The organism is Streptomyces spiramenti (genome assembly GCF_012034385.1).
In the GTDB taxonomy this organism is placed as follows: domain Bacteria; phylum Actinomycetota; class Actinomycetes; order Streptomycetales; family Streptomycetaceae; genus Streptomyces; species Streptomyces spiramenti.
In genome coordinates this window covers 1-15082 of record NZ_JAAVJB010000019.1, presented here as the reverse complement: position 1 = coordinate 15082, position 15082 = coordinate 1, and the positions used below count along the sequence as shown (strand labels likewise).

Below are 15082 nucleotides of genomic sequence, written 5' to 3'. Positions count from 1 at the left end.
CGGCGACTGCCTGCTCCTCCCGCCGCGGCGGGAGGAGCAGGCGGGTTCAGCCGGCGCTGTGCAGGCTCATCGGCCCGTAGACCACGGTGCCGTCCTCGCTGAGCGTCACCTGGTCGATTCCCTGGTCGCGAAGGTCCTGCCAGACCTCACCGATCCAGGTCTCCGCGTCGCCCTGCGTCGTGAAGTCGCCCGGTGGCTCGCCGGGTGCGACCTCCGATCCGTCCTGCTTCTCGAACCGCCATTCCCACGCCATAGCCGCCTCCAGGAAGATCGCCGGACACGGAAGCCTAGCGTTCCGGGTGCGATCGGGCCGGAAGACGAGACCATCGAGGGGTGGACGTCACTCTGCTCGGCACCGGCGACCCGGCGGGTCTCCCCCGCCCCGACTGCCCCTGCGCGGCCTGTTCGCGCGCCGCGTCCGGCCGCCATCGCGCCGCCACCGCGGTCCTGGTGGACCAGGAACTGCTGCTCGACCTCACGCCGGGGGCCGCGATGGCCGCCGCCCGCGCGGGGCGCTCCCTCCACTCGGTCCGGCAGGTGCTGCTCACCCATCCGCACGACGGACCCGCGGTCGAGTTCCCCGACGACCTGCCGCCACCCGTACGGGTGCCGGACGGCCGGGAGCTGACGCTGCTGGGCGGCCACCGGGTCCGCGCCGTCGCCCTGGACGCCCCGGGCACCGGCTACGAGGTGACCGGCCCGGACGGCCGCAGACTGCTGTACCTCCCGCCCGGGGGCGGACCCGCCGGTCTGCCCGAGGAGGCGGAGGGCCCGTACGACCTGGTCCTGCTCGACGTCACCTCCCGCCCCGACGCCCTGGCGCGGCTGCGCGCCGCCCACGCCGTCACCTGGACCACCGACGTCGTCGCGGTCCACCTCGGCCACGACGCACCCGACGGGACGGAACTGGTGCGGCGGCTGGCCGCCGCCGGTGCGCGCACCGTGCCCGACGGCACCGCGCTGCGCGCCGGGGACGAGCCCGACGCGCCCGAGGTACCCCGCCGGACCCTGCTGCTGGGCGCGCCCGGCTCCGGCGTGGCGGAGGAGGCGGAACGCCGGCTCGCGACGTTCCCCTCGGTGCTCCGGGTCCTGCCGGGCACGGCCCCCGGGAGCGTGCCGCCCGTCTCCCGGCCGCCGTCCGACGACGGCGGCGTTCCGGTCCCGGCGGCCGTGCTCCCCCCGGCACCCGGGGCGCGGACACCGGCGACCGGCGGACCGCCGCGCACCGGACCGCAGGCGCTGTTCCCGACCGCGCCCGCCCCGAGCGGTGAGAACCACCCCTGGGGGTGGGTGACCACCGGCACCAGCGAGTTGCTGCCACTGCTGGCCGAGGACGGCCCGCCCCTGCTGGTGGACTCGCTGACCCGCTGGCTGGCGACCACCCACACCACCGGGCCGCGCGCCGTCGCCACCCGCCCCGGGGCACGCCCGGGCCCCGGCTTCGGCCTGCCGGTGGGCTACCCGGCGCGGCTGGCCGAGGCCGTCCGGAACAGCCCCCGGCCGCTGGTCCTGATCAGCGACCAACCCCCGCCCGCCGCCCCGCTGCCGGGCGACCGCGACGGCCGGTTCGCCGCCGAACTGGCCCTGCTGAACACGGCGGTGGCCGAGGAGTGCGAGGAGGTCCTGCTGATCGTCGCCGGGCTGCCGGTACGGCTGCGCGGTTGAACGCCCGCACCGGGGTGGCCGCGGGCGCTGATGACGCCCGCCCGGCCCGCCGCGCCCCGGGCGTACGGCGGGCAACGGGCCGGTAATCTCGTCCACATGAGCGAGGGCACCCTGAATCTCGACGAGTTCGGCGATCTGATCGAACGTCCGAACGCCGCCGTCCGGCGGGCCGCGGAGTCCCGGCGGGTCCGCACCGGACCGGCGCCGACCGCGCTGGGCCGGCTGGACGAACTGGCCCTGTGGCTCGCCGCCGCGCAGGGGCAGGTGCCGGTCTCCCCGGTCCGCAGCCCGCGGCTGGTGGTCTTCGCGGGCGACCACGGGATCGCGGCGCGCGGCGTCTCCGGCCACGCCCCCGACCCGGTCTCCCCCGGGAGCGACCCCGCTGGTCACGCCGGTGACGACGCCGCGACCGCCCCGGAGCGCGGCGCGGCCCGGCTGGTGCGGGAGCTGCTGGAGGGCCGGGGCCCGGCCGCCGTCCTCGCCCGCGAGGCGGGGGTCCCGGTGCGGGTCGTGGACGTCTCGCTCGACTGCGCCCCGGGGACGCTTCCCGAGGACGTCACCCGGCGCCGGGTACGCCGTGGGTCGGCACCGCTCGACATCGCCGACGCCGTCACTCTCGCCGAGGCCGAGACCGCGTTCCGGCTCGGGGTGGCCGTGGCCGACGAGGAGGCGGACGCCGGCTCGGACCTGCTGGTCCTCGGCGACCTCTCGGTCGGCGGGACCACCGCCGCCGGGGTGCTGATCGCGGCGCTGTGCGGAACGGACGCCTCGGTCGTGACCGGTCGCGGCGGTGCGGGGATCGACGACCTCACGTGGATGCGGAAGTGCGCCGCCGTCCGCGACGGGCTGCGCCGTGCCCGGCCCGCTCTCGGCGACCAGATGCAGCTGCTCGCCACGGCGGGGGGCGCCGACCTGGCCGCGGCGACCGGGTTCCTGCTCCAGTGCGCGGTGCGCCGTACGCCGGTGGTGCTCGACGGTGTCGTCTCCGCGGCGTGCGCACTGGTCGGACAGCGGGTCGCCTTCCGAGCCGTGGACTGGTGGATTCCCGGGCACGTGAGCGGGGAGCCCGGCCAGGCGAAGGCCCTGGACCGCATGGCGATGCGTCCGCTGCTGGAGCAGGGTGTGACGGTGGGCGGCGGCGCCGGGGCGCTGCTGGCGCTGCCACTGGTCCGCTCCGCCGCGGCGTTGGCGGCGCGACAGCCGGCGGAGTCCCCGGGCGGGGACCACGGTGCCGCGGAGTCCGGGCCTGCCGCGTCCCCCGGCGACGTGGACCTCGCCGAGGCGACCTGAGCCCTGCGGTCGGGGGCGACGTCGCGGCTGTCGGCCCGACCTGATGACGCTGATGGCCTGAGCCGTGCCTTCGGGGCGAGGCAGCCGCCGGAGTCAGCCGGGCGGCCCCGCGCCGCCGCGGGGCGGGGAGCCCGCGGGCCCGGCGGCGCCTCCTGCCCCGCCGTCACCACTGCCGGCGCCGTCACCGCCGTCGCCGTGCCGCGACCGGTGGTCCGCGCCCCCGGAGGTACGGTCCGCGAGCTCCGGCGTGGGAGTGCCGCCCAGCAGGTCCTGGAGCCTGCGCACCGGACCGGACCAGCGGCGGTCGTGGCGTGCCGCGCGCCGGCGCGCGCGGGCGAGCGCCCGGGGGCGGCGCCGGTAGAACCGCCGCGCCCACGGCGACTCGGGGCGGGCCAGCCGCACCGCTCCGAAGAGCGACACCAGCGGCAGCAGGACGCCGAAGACCGCCACCAGCGGCTTCCCCTTGGTGAACGCGACGGCCGAGCAGGCGAAGTGGAAGACGACGGTGCCCATCACCGCGACCCGGTCCTGGCGCTCCTCGGTGGTGAGGGTGTCCACGCCGAACGGTGCGGAGCCCACCAGGACCAGCAGCACGACGGCGCCGGTGACGGTGACCATCTCCACGCTGCGCCGGCCCTGTTCGCTCCAGTAGACGTCCTGGAGGTAGACGATCAGGGCGAACTCGTCGAGGACGAGCCCCGCCCCGACGCCGAAGACGATCGCGGCGACGGCGGCCCCGGGCCCGTACTGGGCCGAGGCGATGGCGCCGAACCCGCCCGCGACCATGAGCACCACGCCGGGCACCGCGTGGTGGAGGTGGACGCCCCCGGCGGAGATGTCGCCGAACGGGCCCCTCCCGGCGCGGATCATCCGCGTCACCGTCCGGGTGACCGCGAACGTCACCAGGAAAGCGGTCAGCCCGAAGAGCAGCGGGAGCTTGCCCGCCTCCACGATGTCCTGGTCCCACCAGCTGCCCATGACGGGCAAGGATGGGCCGCGGGGAGCGCTCCGCGGGGCCGACACGCCCCCGTCTCACCCGGGCGGCGGCTGTGACGGCCCGCGCCCCGGCAGCCCCCGACGGGCCGAACGGGGCGTAGGCTCGGTGCCCCGGATCGGAGCGGCACCCTGGGCCACACGAGGGGAACTGCCCCCGGGACAGGGGAGTCCGGCTACCGCCGCACCCATCGACGAAGGAACAGGATCTCCACCACCGTGACTGTACTGACCCTCAGCGATTCCACCGCCGCGAAGGTGCGCGCGGATGCCGTGGTCGTCGGCATTGCCAAGGGCGAGGACGGGCCCCTGCTCACCTCGGGCCAGGAGGTGACGGCCCTCGACGCCGCGTTCGGCGGAAAGTTCGCCGCCACTCTGGGGACCCTCGGCGCCAAGGGCGCCGCGGACGAGGTCACCAAGGTGCCCGCGCCCGAGAAGTTCGGCAGCCCGCTCGTCGTCGCCGTCGGCCTGGGCGCCCTGCCCGAGGGCGGCGAGCCCTTCGAGGCGGAGGTGCTGCGCCGCGCCGCCGGCTCCGCCGCCCGCGCACTCGGCTCGCTCGGGCACGCCGTGTTCGCCCTGCCGGTGGCCGACGCCGCCGGGCTCGCCGCCGTCTCCGAGGGTGCGCTGCTGGGCGCGTACTCCTTCACCGACTTCCGCGGCACGGCGGACGGCGCCGACGCCAAGGGCCGCAAGAGCCGCAAGAGCAAGGACGCCAAGGGGTCCGGCACGGACCACCTGGACGAGGTCACCGTGGTCGGCCTGCCCGGCAAGGCCAAGGAGCACAAGGCGGTCGCCGAGCGCACCCAGGTGCTGGCCGAGGAGATCGCCCGTACCCGCGACCTGGTCAACACCCCGCCCAACGCGCTCACCCCCGAGGTCTTCGCCGCCGAGGCACAGGCCGCGGCCAAGGAGCACGGCCTGAAGGTCGAGGTGGTGGACGAGCAGGCGCTCGCCAAGGGCGGCTACGGCGGCATCCTGGGCGTCGGCCAGGGCTCGCAGTCCCCGCCCCGCCTGGTCCGGATCGCGTACACCCACTCCAAGGGCGCCCCGACCCTGGCGCTGGTCGGCAAGGGCATCACCTACGACTCGGGCGGCATCTCGCTGAAGCCGGCCGGACACAACGAGACCATGAAGTGCGACATGGCCGGCGCGGGCGCCGTCCTGGCGACCGTCGTGACCGCCGCGCGCCTGGGGCTGAAGGCGAACGTCACCGGCTGGCTGGCGCTGGCGGAGAACATGCCCTCGGGCTCGGCGACGCGCCCCGGCGACGTGCTGTCGATGTACAGCGGCAAGACGGTCGAGGTCCTCAACACCGACGCCGAGGGCCGGCTGGTCATGGCGGACGCGATCACCCGCGCCTGCGAGGAGGAGCCGGACGCCCTGGTGGACGTCGCGACGCTCACCGGCGCCATGATGGTGGCGCTCGGCAAGCGGATCTTCGGCGTGATGGCCAACGACGAGGCCTTCCGCGAGCTGGTGCACACCTCCGCGACGGAAACCGGCGAGCAGTGCTGGCCGATGCCGCTCCCCGACGAGCTGATCGACGGCATGAAGTCCTCCGTCGCCGACATCGCCAACGTCGGCGACCGCATGGGCGGCGGCCTCGCCGCCGGCCTGTTCCTGCGGGAGTTCGTCAGCGAGGGCACCACCTGGGCGCACCTCGACATCGCCGGTCCCGCCTTCCACGAGGGCGCGCCGTACGGCTACACGCCGAAGGGCGGCACCGGCTCGGCCGTGCGCACCCTGGTGCGGCTCGCCGAGCGCACCGCCGACGGCGCGCTGAACGCCTGACACGGGGCCCGTGGTACGTGAGACCGGTCACGTACCACGGGCCTACTGGTGGGTAACCGGGGGTTTCCGGGGAAGACGCCGTCCGGAAGGTCGCCTGTACAGTCGGTTTGTGCCCCTCGTCCCCCGGCCCGGCATGTCGCGGCGGGCGGACAGGTGCGAAGATGTTGTTCCGGCAGGACAGGGCCCGGCTCACCCACCAGCGAGCCATGACCATCCGCTTGAACCAGCGGCCCACACGATGACGCCGGCCGGTACCTGAAGCGGCCGGGCCCGGCGGACCCATGCATGGAGGACGTGACGTGGCGAACGACGCCAACACCGTTTTCGACCTAGTGATCCTCGGTGGTGGCAGCGGCGGCTACGCCGCGGCCCTGCGCGGCGCTCAGCTGGGTCTCGACGTCGCCCTGATCGAGAAGGGCAAGCTGGGCGGCACCTGCCTGCACAACGGCTGTATTCCCACCAAGGCGCTGCTGCATGCCGGTGAGATCGCCGACCAGGCACGCGAGAGCGAGCAGTTCGGTGTCAAGGCCACGTTCGAGGGCATCGACATCCAGGCCGTCCACGCCTACAAGGACGGTGTCGTCTCCGGCCTGTTCAAGGGCCTGACCGGCCTGCTGGCCTCCCGCAAGGTCACCATCATCGAGGGCGAGGGCAAGCTCTCCTCCCCCACCTCGGTGGACGTGGCCGGCCGCCGGGTCGAGGGCCGCCACATCCTGCTGGCCACCGGCTCGGTGCCTCGCTCGCTCCCGGGCCTGGAGATCGACGGCGACCGCATCATCTCCTCGGACCACGCGCTGACGCTGGACCGCGTGCCGAAGTCGGCCATCGTCCTGGGCGGCGGCGTCATCGGCGTCGAGTTCGCCTCGGCATGGAAGTCTTTCGGCACCGAGGTCACCGTCATCGAGGGCCTGAAGCACCTGGTCCCCGCCGAGGACGAGAGCAGCTCCAAGCTGCTGGAGCGCGCCTTCCGCAAGCGCGGCATCAAGTTCAACCTGGGCACCTTCTTCGAGAAGGCCGAATACACCGACACCGGTGTCAAGGTCACCCTCGCCGACGGCAAGACCTTCGAGGCGGAGGTGCTGCTGGTCGCCATCGGCCGCGGCCCGGTCTCGCAGGGCCTGGGCTACGAGGAGCAGGGCGTCACCGTCGACCGGGGCTTCGTCCAGGTCGACGGCGAGATGCGCACCGGCGTGCCGACGATCTCGGCCGTGGGCGACCTCGTCCCCACCCTCCAGCTGGCGCACGTCGGCTTCGCCGAGGGCATCCTCGTGGCGGAGCGGCTCGCGGGCCTGCCCGTCGTGCCGATCGACTACGACGGTGTCCCGCGGGTCACCTACTGCCACCCCGAGGTCGCCTCGGTCGGCCTCACCGAGGCCAAGGCCAAGGAGAAGTACGGCGACGACCAGGTCGTGTCGCTCAAGTACAACCTCGGTGGCAACGGCAAGAGCAAGATCCTGAAGACCGCCGGCGAGATCAAGCTCGTCCAGGTCAAGGACGGCGCCGTGGTCGGCGTCCACATGGTCGGCGACCGGATGGGCGAGCAGATCGGCGAGGCGCAGCTGATCTACAACTGGGAGGCGCTGCCCGCCGAGGTCGCGCAGCTCATCCACGCCCACCCGACGCAGAACGAGGCGCTCGGCGAGGCGCACCTGGCGCTGGCCGGCAAGCCGCTGCACGCCCACGACTGACCGGCCGCCCGCCGTCAGGGCGCGCCCCCATCCGTACCTGTGTAAGGAGCACCAGAAACCATGGCGGTTTCCGTAACCCTTCCGGCGCTCGGCGAGAGCGTCACCGAGGGCACCGTCACCCGCTGGCTCAAGGCCGAGGGTGAGCAGGTCGAGGCCGACGAGCCGCTGCTCGAGGTCTCGACCGACAAGGTCGACACCGAGATTCCCGCTCCGGCGGCAGGCGTCCTCTCCTCGATCAAGGTCGCCGAGGACGAGACGGTGGAGGTCGGCACCGAGCTGGCCGTCATCGACGACGGCAGCGGCGGCGGCGAGTCCGCCCCGGCCGCGCAGGCCGAGCCGGAGCAGGAGTCCGCCCCGGAGCCCGAGCCGCAGCAGGCGCCGGAGCCCGAGCCCGAACAGAAGTCGGCGCCGGCACCCTCCGGCGGCAGTGCCTCGGGCACCGACGTCACGCTGCCCGCGCTCGGTGAGAGCGTCACCGAGGGCACCGTGACCCGGTGGCTCAAGGAGGTCGGCGAGGAGGTCGAGGCCGACGAGCCACTGCTGGAGGTCTCGACCGACAAGGTCGACACCGAGATCCCCGCCCCCGTCGCCGGCACCCTGCTGGAGATCGTGGTCGGCGAGGACGAGACCGCCGAGGTCGGCGCCAGGCTCGCCGTGATCGGGTCGGCCGACGCCGCCCCGGCACAGCAGGAGCAGCCCAAGCAGGAGGAGGCGCCGAAGCAGGAGGAGGCGCCCGCCCCCGAGCCGGAGCAGGCTCCCGCGCCGAAGCAGGAGGCGCCGGCGGAGCCCAAGGCCGAGCCGAAGCCCGAGCCGAAGGCACCCACCCAGCAGGCCGCCCCCGCGCAGCCCGCTGCCGCCGCCCCGGCGCCCGCGGCCGACGGCGCCTACGTGACGCCGCTGGTGCGCAAGCTGGCCGGTGAGACGGGCGTGGACCTGTCCGCCGTCAAGGGCAGCGGTGTCGGTGGCCGCATCCGCAAGCAGGATGTGCTCGCCGCCGCCGAGGCGCAGAAGCAGCAGCAGGCCACCGCCACTCCGGCCGCCGCGCCGTCCAAGGTGGAGATCCCGGCAGCCGCCGCCGAGCTCCGCGGCCGGACGGTGAAGATGACCCGCATCCGCAAGGTCATCGCCGAGAACATGATGAAGGCGATGCGCAACCAGGCGCAGCTGTCCTCCGTCATCGAGGTCGACGTCACCAAGGTGATGAAGCTGCGGGCGCGGGCGAAGGAGTCCTTCCTGGCCCGTGAGGGCGTCAAGCTCTCCCCGATGCCGTTCTTCGTCAAGGCCGCCGCCGAGGCGCTGAAGGCCCACCCGGTCGTCAACGCCCGGATGAACGACGACTCGACCGTGACCTACCACGACGTCGAGAACGTCGGTATCGCGGTGGACTCGGAGAAGGGCCTGATGGTCCCGGTCATCAAGGACGCCGGTGACCTGAGCCTGGCGGGCATCGCCCGGAAGACCGCCGAGCTGGCCGGCAAGGTCCGCACCGGCAAGCTCAGCCCGGACGACATGTCCGGCGGCACGTTCACGATCAGCAACACCGGCTCGCGCGGTGCACTGTTCGACACGATCATCGTGAACTACCCGCAGGTCGCCGAGCTGGGCATCGGTGCCACCGTGCGCCGTCCGGTGGTCGTCAACCACCCGGACCTCGGGGAGACCATCGCCATCCGCGACATGGTCTACCTGACCCTCTCCTACGACCACCAGCTGGTGGACGGGGCCGACGCGGCCCGTTACCTGGGGGCCATCAAGGCCCGGCTGGAGGCCGGCGAGTTCGAGGGTGAGCTCGGCCTGTAGTACCGCGTCCCGGCCCGCTCCGGCGGGTCGGCCGCACGGCGGCGAACGGCGTCGCGTCCCTCCCCGGTCTGAAGGGGGTGGGGCGCGGCGCCGTTCGCCGTTCGCCCGCCGGGGCACCGCGGGCGGGGCGGGGCATGATGGTGGGGTGCGTGCCGCCCGACTGATCCAGATGGTGCTCCTGCTGCAGAACCGGACGACGATGACGGGGGCGGAGTTGGCCGCCGAGCTGGAGGTCTCGGAGCGGACGGTGGCGCGGGACGCGCTGGCGCTGTCCGAGGCCGGGGTCCCGGTCTACGCCGAGCGCGGCCGGTCGGGCGGCTACCGGCTGGTGGGGGGCTACCGCACCCGGCTGACGGGGCTCGGGCGCAGCGAGGTCGAGGCGCTGTTCCTCTCCGGGGTGCCGGGCGCGCTGCGGGAGATGGGCCTGGCGGACGCCGCCTCGGCCGCGCGGCTCAAGGTGCGCGCCGCGCTCGTTCCCTCGCTCGCCGACGCGGGTGACGGCGCGGCGCAGCGGTTCCACCTCGACGCGCCCGCCTGGTGGCGACCGCCCGCCTCCCCCGGTCTGCTGCCGCCGGTCGCGGCGGCGGTGTGGGAGGACCGGGTGCTGCTGGTCGGGTACCGGCGGCGGGACGGCGCGGCGGTCGAGCGGGAGCTGGAGCCGTACGGCCTGGTCCTGAAGGCGGGCGTCTGGTACCTGGCCGCCCGCCCTGCGGGGGCGGGTGAGCACCGGGTCTACCGGGTGGACCGGTTCACCGCCGCCTCGCCGGAGGAGCGCCGGTTCGCGCGGGACACCGCCTTCGACCTGCCGGGGTTCTGGGAGCGGCAGGCCGCCGCGTTCGCCCGGTCGCTGCTGCGGGAACGGGTCGAGCTGCGGCTGACCCCGGCGGGGCGGTCCCGGCTGCGTCACGTGGTGGAGGCCGGGGCGGCTGCGGAGGCGCTGGCGGGCGCCGTGGCCGTCGACGGCGCGGACGGACCGGGCGGGGAGGGCGCGGGAGGCGGGGATGTGCGGGTGACTCTCGGCGTGGAGAGCCTGGAGGTGGCGTTCGCTCAGCTCACGGCGTTGGGGGCCGAGGTCGAGGTGCTGGGGCCGCCGGCGCTCCGGGCCAGGTTCGCAGCCCAGGCACGTCGTTCGGCCGCGCTCTACCCGGACCCCGACATCGGGAATCCTGCCTGATCAACCGCCGTGCGCCGGGGCGGGGCGCCGTCGTGCCCCGCCCCACCTGCGCGCCGGGGCGGGGCGGGCGCCGGGAGCCCGGGCGCCCGCGGCCGTCACCGGTAGTCGGCGGCGTCCACCTCGGGGTTCGCCAGGTACTCCGGGATGTACCGCCAGGCGTCGGGACGGGAGCCGTCGGCGTCGGTGAAGTCGTAGACCCGGGCCAGTTGACCGCTGGAGAGCGAGGTGCCGTTGAAGCGGTGGACCTCCGGGTCGGCGGCGAGCGCCGCGGCGGCGCGTCCGACGAGCAGCGGCGACTCCGCGATGACGAAGGACGGTTCGGTGCGGATGCCGTCCCGCCAGTTCTCCTCGGTCACCCCGAAGTGCTCCAGCATCTGCTCCGAGCGGAGGAAGCCGGGGGTCAGCGCGACGGCGGTGCAGCCCTTCTCCTTCAGCTCCTCGCCGAGGGTGAACGCCATCCGCAGCGGAGCGTACTTGGCCAGGTCGTAGTGGAAGTGCTCGCGGTACCGCGGTCCGTTGTACTCGGTGGTGCCGTCGGTCATCTCGATCAGCAGGCCGCCCGGGCGCCGGATGAGCAGAGGGACGGCGAAGTGGGTGGTGATGACGTGGCTCTCGATCCCGAGCCGCAGCATCCGGAGGCCGTTCTCCAGGTCGGCCTCCCACACCTTCTGGTCGAAGGTGAGCAGGTGGTCGCCACCCCAGATGTCGTTGACGAGGACGTCGAGCCGGCCGTGGTCCGCGTCGATCCGCTCGGTCAGGGCCCGCACCTGCTCGGGGACGAGGTGGTCGGTGGGTACGGCGACGCCCTCGCCCCCGGCCGCGTCGATCAGCTCCGCGGTGCCCTCGATGGTCTCGGTGGACCGGCCGACCTCGCTGACCCGGTCGCGGGTGGTGCGGCCGGTGGCGTAGACCGTCGCGCCGGCGCGGCCCAGCTCGACGGCGATCGCCCGTCCGGCGCCGCGCGTCGCCCCGGCGACGAGTGCGACCCTGCCGGCGAGCGGGCGCTCCTGGTGGTTCACGGTGTGTTCCTCTCCTCGGTCCGTCCCCGTCCGCGACGCACCCTCGCAGCGATACACGACATCCTCTGTCGGGTTTTCCGGGGCCGCCGTCCCGGGAGGGCCTGCGTCGCCCGGACGGCCCCCGGTGGTCACCCGGGTGCGCTCGGCCGCCCGGGGCCGCCTGCCCGTGCCACCGGTCACGCGGACGGCGCTATCCGCCAGCCAGGACCCAGGCGGGGCGGGCACCGGCGCACTCCGGCGTGCGCTCCGGGGCGGTCGGGCCGATGCTGGGGGCGTGGAAGAGACGGAGTTCTGGGAGATCGTCGACAGCACGCGGGAGGCCGCCGGGGAGGACCCGGTGGACCACGCCGACCTGCTGGTCGAGCGGTTGTCCATGCTCGACCCCGTGGCGGTGACGGACTTCGCCCGCCATTTCGAGTCTCGGTTCCAGCGCGCCTACCGGTGGGACCTCTGGGGCGCCGCCTGGGTGCTGCTGGACGGAGCCAGCGACGACTGCTTCGAGAACTTCCGCAGCTGGCTCATCGCGCGGGGTCGCCGCGTCTTCGAGGGCGCCCTCCACGACCCGGACGCGCTGTCCGAGCTGCTGCCGCGGTTCGACGAGGACGCCGACGGCGAGGCCGAGGACATCGGGTACGCCGCTTTCGACGCCTACGAACAGCTGACCGGGGGCGAGCTGCCCGAGTTGGGACTGCCGGAGGCGCCCGCCGAACCCCTGGGCGTACCGGTCGACTTCGAGGACGACCGCGCCCTGGCGGCGGCGTATCCGCGCCTGTGGGCGAGGTTCCGTACGGGCACCGGCGGCGCTCCCCGGGAGGCGGACGGTCAGGGCCTAGCCTGAGCGTCATGGCTGACTCACCGCGCGACCCGTCCGTCCCCGCCCCCTCCCCGCCGCCCCCCGGCTCCGGCGACCCCGTCGCGGACACGGCCGCGCCCGCCGGTGAACCCCGGCCCGACGCCACCGGACCGGAGCGGGTCGACGAGCCGGCGGCCGGGTCTGCGGGCCCCGCCGAGGAGCCGGGCACGGCCGCGCCCGTGCCCGCCGGGCCGGACCCGACCCCGGTGGTCCTCGTCGGGGAGGACGTCCCCGAGGAGGAGCCGCTGCGCGGCCGGGTGGCGGTGACGGGGTCGTCCGGTCTGATCGGTTCGGCCCTGGTGCGGTCGCTGCGCGCCGACGGCTACCGGGTGGTGCCACTGGTCCGCCACGAGGCGTCCAATCCGGACGAGGTGCAGTGGGACCCGACGGGTCAGGACGTGGCGCAGAACGCCACGGCACTGCTGGGGTGCGACGCGCTGGTGCACCTGGCCGGCGCCGGTGTCGGCGACCACCGCTGGACCGCCGCCTACAAGGAGGAGATCCGCGACAGCCGTGTCTTCGGCACGGCCGCGCTGGCAGAGGCACTGGCCACGATGGACGATCCGCCGCGGACCTGGCTCTGCGGCTCGGCCGTGGGGTTCTACGGCGACACCGGCGACCGGATCGTGGACGAGACCGCGCCGCCCGGTGACGGCTTCCTGGCCGACGTCTGCCAGGAGTGGGAGGCGGCGGCGCTGCCCGCGGCGGCGGCCGGCGTCCGGGTGGTGCACCCGCGCACCGGGCTCGTCGTCGCGCGCGGCGGCGGCGCCTGGGGGCGCATGTTCCCGATCTTCCGGGCCGGGCTCGGAGGCCGGCTCGGCGACGGGCGGCAGTACTGGAGCCACATCTCGCTGCACGACCACATCGCGGCGCTGCGCTTCCTCCTGGCGGAGGGGGCGTCGGCGCCGGGCGGGCCGGTGAACCTCACCGCGCCCGAGCCGGTGACCAACCGCGAGGTGACGCGGGTGATGGGGCAGGTCCTCGGACGCCCCACGCTCTTCCCGGCCCCCGCGCCCGCGCTGCGGCTGGTGCTGGGCGAGTTCGCCACCGACGTGTTGGGCAGCCAGCGGGTGGTGCCGCGACGACTGCTGGACGCGGGCTTCACCTTCGTCCATCCGGGTGTCGAGGACGCGGTCCGCGCCGCGTGGGAGGGCGACGCCCCCTGAGCGGGCCGCCGGCGCGGTGCCGCTCGCCCCGCCGAGCGGTGACGCGGCGCCGGTCGGAGCGGGGCGCCCGCCGTTCGAGGTGCCGGTCGGCCCGTTCTCGGGGACCATGGCGGGGCGTCCGGATCGTGCGGGGCGCGGCCTTCGACCCCGGGGGCGCGTTCTGTCCGGTGTGCGCGGCCCGCGTGCGACTATGCCCGGTTCGTGCGCGTGCGACGCACCCGTACGTTCGTCCTATTGTCGCCCTGCGTCTTACGTATCACCGGAGCCACCGGCGGGCAGAAGGCGCGAGGAGGCCGGAACACCGATCCACCGCACCCCGGCCCGACGCACCGACCACCTCCAGGGGAGGGCACGTGCCCAGCAGCCGAAAGCACCGCAGCGAGACCGATGTCGTCGTCATCGGCGCCTCACCCGCCGGCCTGGCAGCCGCCTACCACCTCACCGGCGCCGGTCTCTCCGTGACCGTGCTCGAAGCCGCCGGGAGACCCGGTGGACGGCTCGCCACCTCCCGCCGCGACGGCTTCGTGCTGGACCGCACCAGCTGGCTCCCCGTACCCGGCACCCCGGAACTGCGGCGGCTCCCCGGCCCGCTCCCGGTGCGCCGCCTCACCGGAGGCGTGGTGCTGCACGGCACCGACCGCTCCCACCGGATCGGCGCCGCGGTGGGCCACCCCGGGCCGCGGCACCAGCGGACCCTGGCGGGCACCTTCGACCAGACCTGGCTGCGCGCCAACCTCGGACGGCTCGGCACCCTCTCCGAGTCCCGCATCCACGCACGCCCCGAGCTGACGGCGCACGCGGCGCTCGCGGCCCGGCCCATACCCTCCCGCATCAGCGAGGGGTCGCTGCGCCCGCTGCTGACCGCGCTCCTCGGCGACCCCGAGCTCACCGCCTCGCGCCGGCTGAGCGACCTCACGCTGCGGGCGTTCGCCCGGTCCGGGCTCGGCATCACCAGCGGCGGCGCCGACGCGCTGCCCCGACTGCTGCTGGAGGCACTGCCGCCCGGCACCGTGCGCACCGGCACGCGGGCGGCCTCGGTCGCGACCACCGCCGTGACCACCGAGGACGGCGATACCCACGGCTGCCGCGCCGTGCTGCTGGCGACAGGAGCCCGCGAGGCGGCACGGCTGGTACCCGGCATCCGCGTCCCCGGACACCACCCGGTGACCGTGCTCCACCACGCCACGCCCGCACCGCTGGACGCCGGCCCGGAACTGCTGGTCGACACCGCCCGCCGCGGGCCGCTCACCCACTCTCTCGCCGCCTCGGCCGCGGACCCCTGCCGCGCGCCCGAGGGCCGCACGCTGGTCACCTCGGTCGTCCTGGGGACGGACGCCGCCGAACCGACCGACGTCCTGGACAAGGCGGCCCGCCCGCAGCTCGCCGCGCTCTACGGGACCCCGGCCCACGACTGGGAACTGCTCGCGGCCCACCACGACGCCGAGGCGATCCCCGCGTTGCCGCCGCCGTTCGCGCCGCAGCGGCGCGTGCGGCTGCTGGACGGCATGTACGTCTGCGGCGACCACCGCGCCACCCCGGGGATCGCCGGCGAGCTGTCCTCCGCCCGCCGCGCGGCCGAAGCCGTGCTCTGGGACGTCGGGGTCCGCCCCGCCGAGGCGCTGGAGGGCGCCGCGGCGTGACCC

12 protein-coding genes are annotated in these 15082 nt (G+C 75.0%); 9 read left to right on the top strand and 3 right to left on the bottom strand.

The genetic code is table 11. From position 1 onward, the window contains the following. Window positions 1-46 precede the first annotated feature (46 nt). Window positions 47-253, bottom strand: a complete 207-nt coding sequence (locus HCJ92_RS04525; RefSeq protein WP_167932098.1) for a hypothetical protein — start codon at window positions 251-253, stop codon at window positions 47-49. 80 nt (window positions 254-333) lie between these two features. Here HCJ92_RS04525 and HCJ92_RS04520 point away from each other — a divergent pair, with 80 nt between their 5' ends. Together HCJ92_RS04520 and HCJ92_RS04515 are read left to right on the top strand one after the other, a co-directional pair. After that, a complete protein-coding gene (locus HCJ92_RS04520; protein ID WP_167932097.1) occupies window positions 334-1665 on the top strand; it encodes a bifunctional adenosylcobinamide kinase/adenosylcobinamide-phosphate guanylyltransferase in 1332 nt (443 codons plus the stop codon). Between the two features lie 96 nt (window positions 1666-1761). Beyond that, window positions 1762-2955: a nicotinate-nucleotide--dimethylbenzimidazole phosphoribosyltransferase gene (locus tag HCJ92_RS04515; protein WP_167932096.1), complete on the top strand. Its 1194-nt coding sequence runs from the start codon at window positions 1762-1764 to the stop codon at window positions 2953-2955. A gap of 93 nt (window positions 2956-3048) precedes the next feature. On the opposite strand, the gene HCJ92_RS04510 is transcribed toward HCJ92_RS04515, so the two are convergent. Next, a complete protein-coding gene (locus HCJ92_RS04510) occupies window positions 3049-3933 on the bottom strand; it encodes a hypothetical protein (protein ID WP_245240580.1) in 885 nt (294 codons plus the stop codon). A 234-nt stretch (window positions 3934-4167) separates the two neighbouring features. Here HCJ92_RS04510 and HCJ92_RS04505 point away from each other — a divergent pair, with 234 nt between their 5' ends. From HCJ92_RS04505 to HCJ92_RS04490, 4 genes are all read left to right on the top strand, one after another. Beyond that, window positions 4168-5739, top strand: a complete 1572-nt coding sequence (locus HCJ92_RS04505) for a leucyl aminopeptidase (protein ID WP_167932095.1) — start codon at window positions 4168-4170, stop codon at window positions 5737-5739. Between the two features lie 299 nt (window positions 5740-6038). Then, window positions 6039-7427: a dihydrolipoyl dehydrogenase gene (lpdA, locus tag HCJ92_RS04500; protein ID WP_167932094.1), complete on the top strand. Its 1389-nt coding sequence runs from the start codon at window positions 6039-6041 to the stop codon at window positions 7425-7427. 60 nt (window positions 7428-7487) lie between these two features. Further along, window positions 7488-9227: a 2-oxoglutarate dehydrogenase, E2 component, dihydrolipoamide succinyltransferase gene (gene sucB, locus HCJ92_RS04495; protein WP_167932093.1), complete on the top strand. Its 1740-nt coding sequence runs from the start codon at window positions 7488-7490 to the stop codon at window positions 9225-9227. 145 nt (window positions 9228-9372) lie between these two features. Then, window positions 9373-10401: a WYL domain-containing protein gene (locus tag HCJ92_RS04490; protein ID WP_167932092.1), complete on the top strand. Its 1029-nt coding sequence runs from the start codon at window positions 9373-9375 to the stop codon at window positions 10399-10401. 95 nt (window positions 10402-10496) lie between these two features. Here HCJ92_RS04490 and HCJ92_RS04485 read toward each other — a convergent pair whose 3' ends face one another. After that, a complete protein-coding gene (locus HCJ92_RS04485; RefSeq protein ID WP_167932091.1) occupies window positions 10497-11420 on the bottom strand; it encodes an SDR family oxidoreductase in 924 nt (307 codons plus the stop codon). Between the two features lie 274 nt (window positions 11421-11694). Between HCJ92_RS04485 and HCJ92_RS04480 the strand changes: the two genes are divergently transcribed. From HCJ92_RS04480 to HCJ92_RS04470, 3 genes are all read left to right on the top strand, one after another. Next, window positions 11695-12258, top strand: a complete 564-nt coding sequence (locus tag HCJ92_RS04480; RefSeq protein ID WP_167932090.1) for a DUF4240 domain-containing protein — start codon at window positions 11695-11697, stop codon at window positions 12256-12258. 260 nt (window positions 12259-12518) lie between these two features. Then, window positions 12519-13439, top strand: coding sequence for a TIGR01777 family oxidoreductase (locus tag HCJ92_RS04475; RefSeq protein ID WP_245240582.1), 921 nt, complete (start codon window positions 12519-12521; stop codon window positions 13437-13439). Window positions 13440-13792: 353 nt separating this feature from the next. Continuing rightward, window positions 13793-15079: an FAD-dependent oxidoreductase gene (locus HCJ92_RS04470; RefSeq protein WP_167932088.1), complete on the top strand. Its 1287-nt coding sequence runs from the start codon at window positions 13793-13795 to the stop codon at window positions 15077-15079. Window positions 15080-15082: the final 3 nt, after the last annotated feature.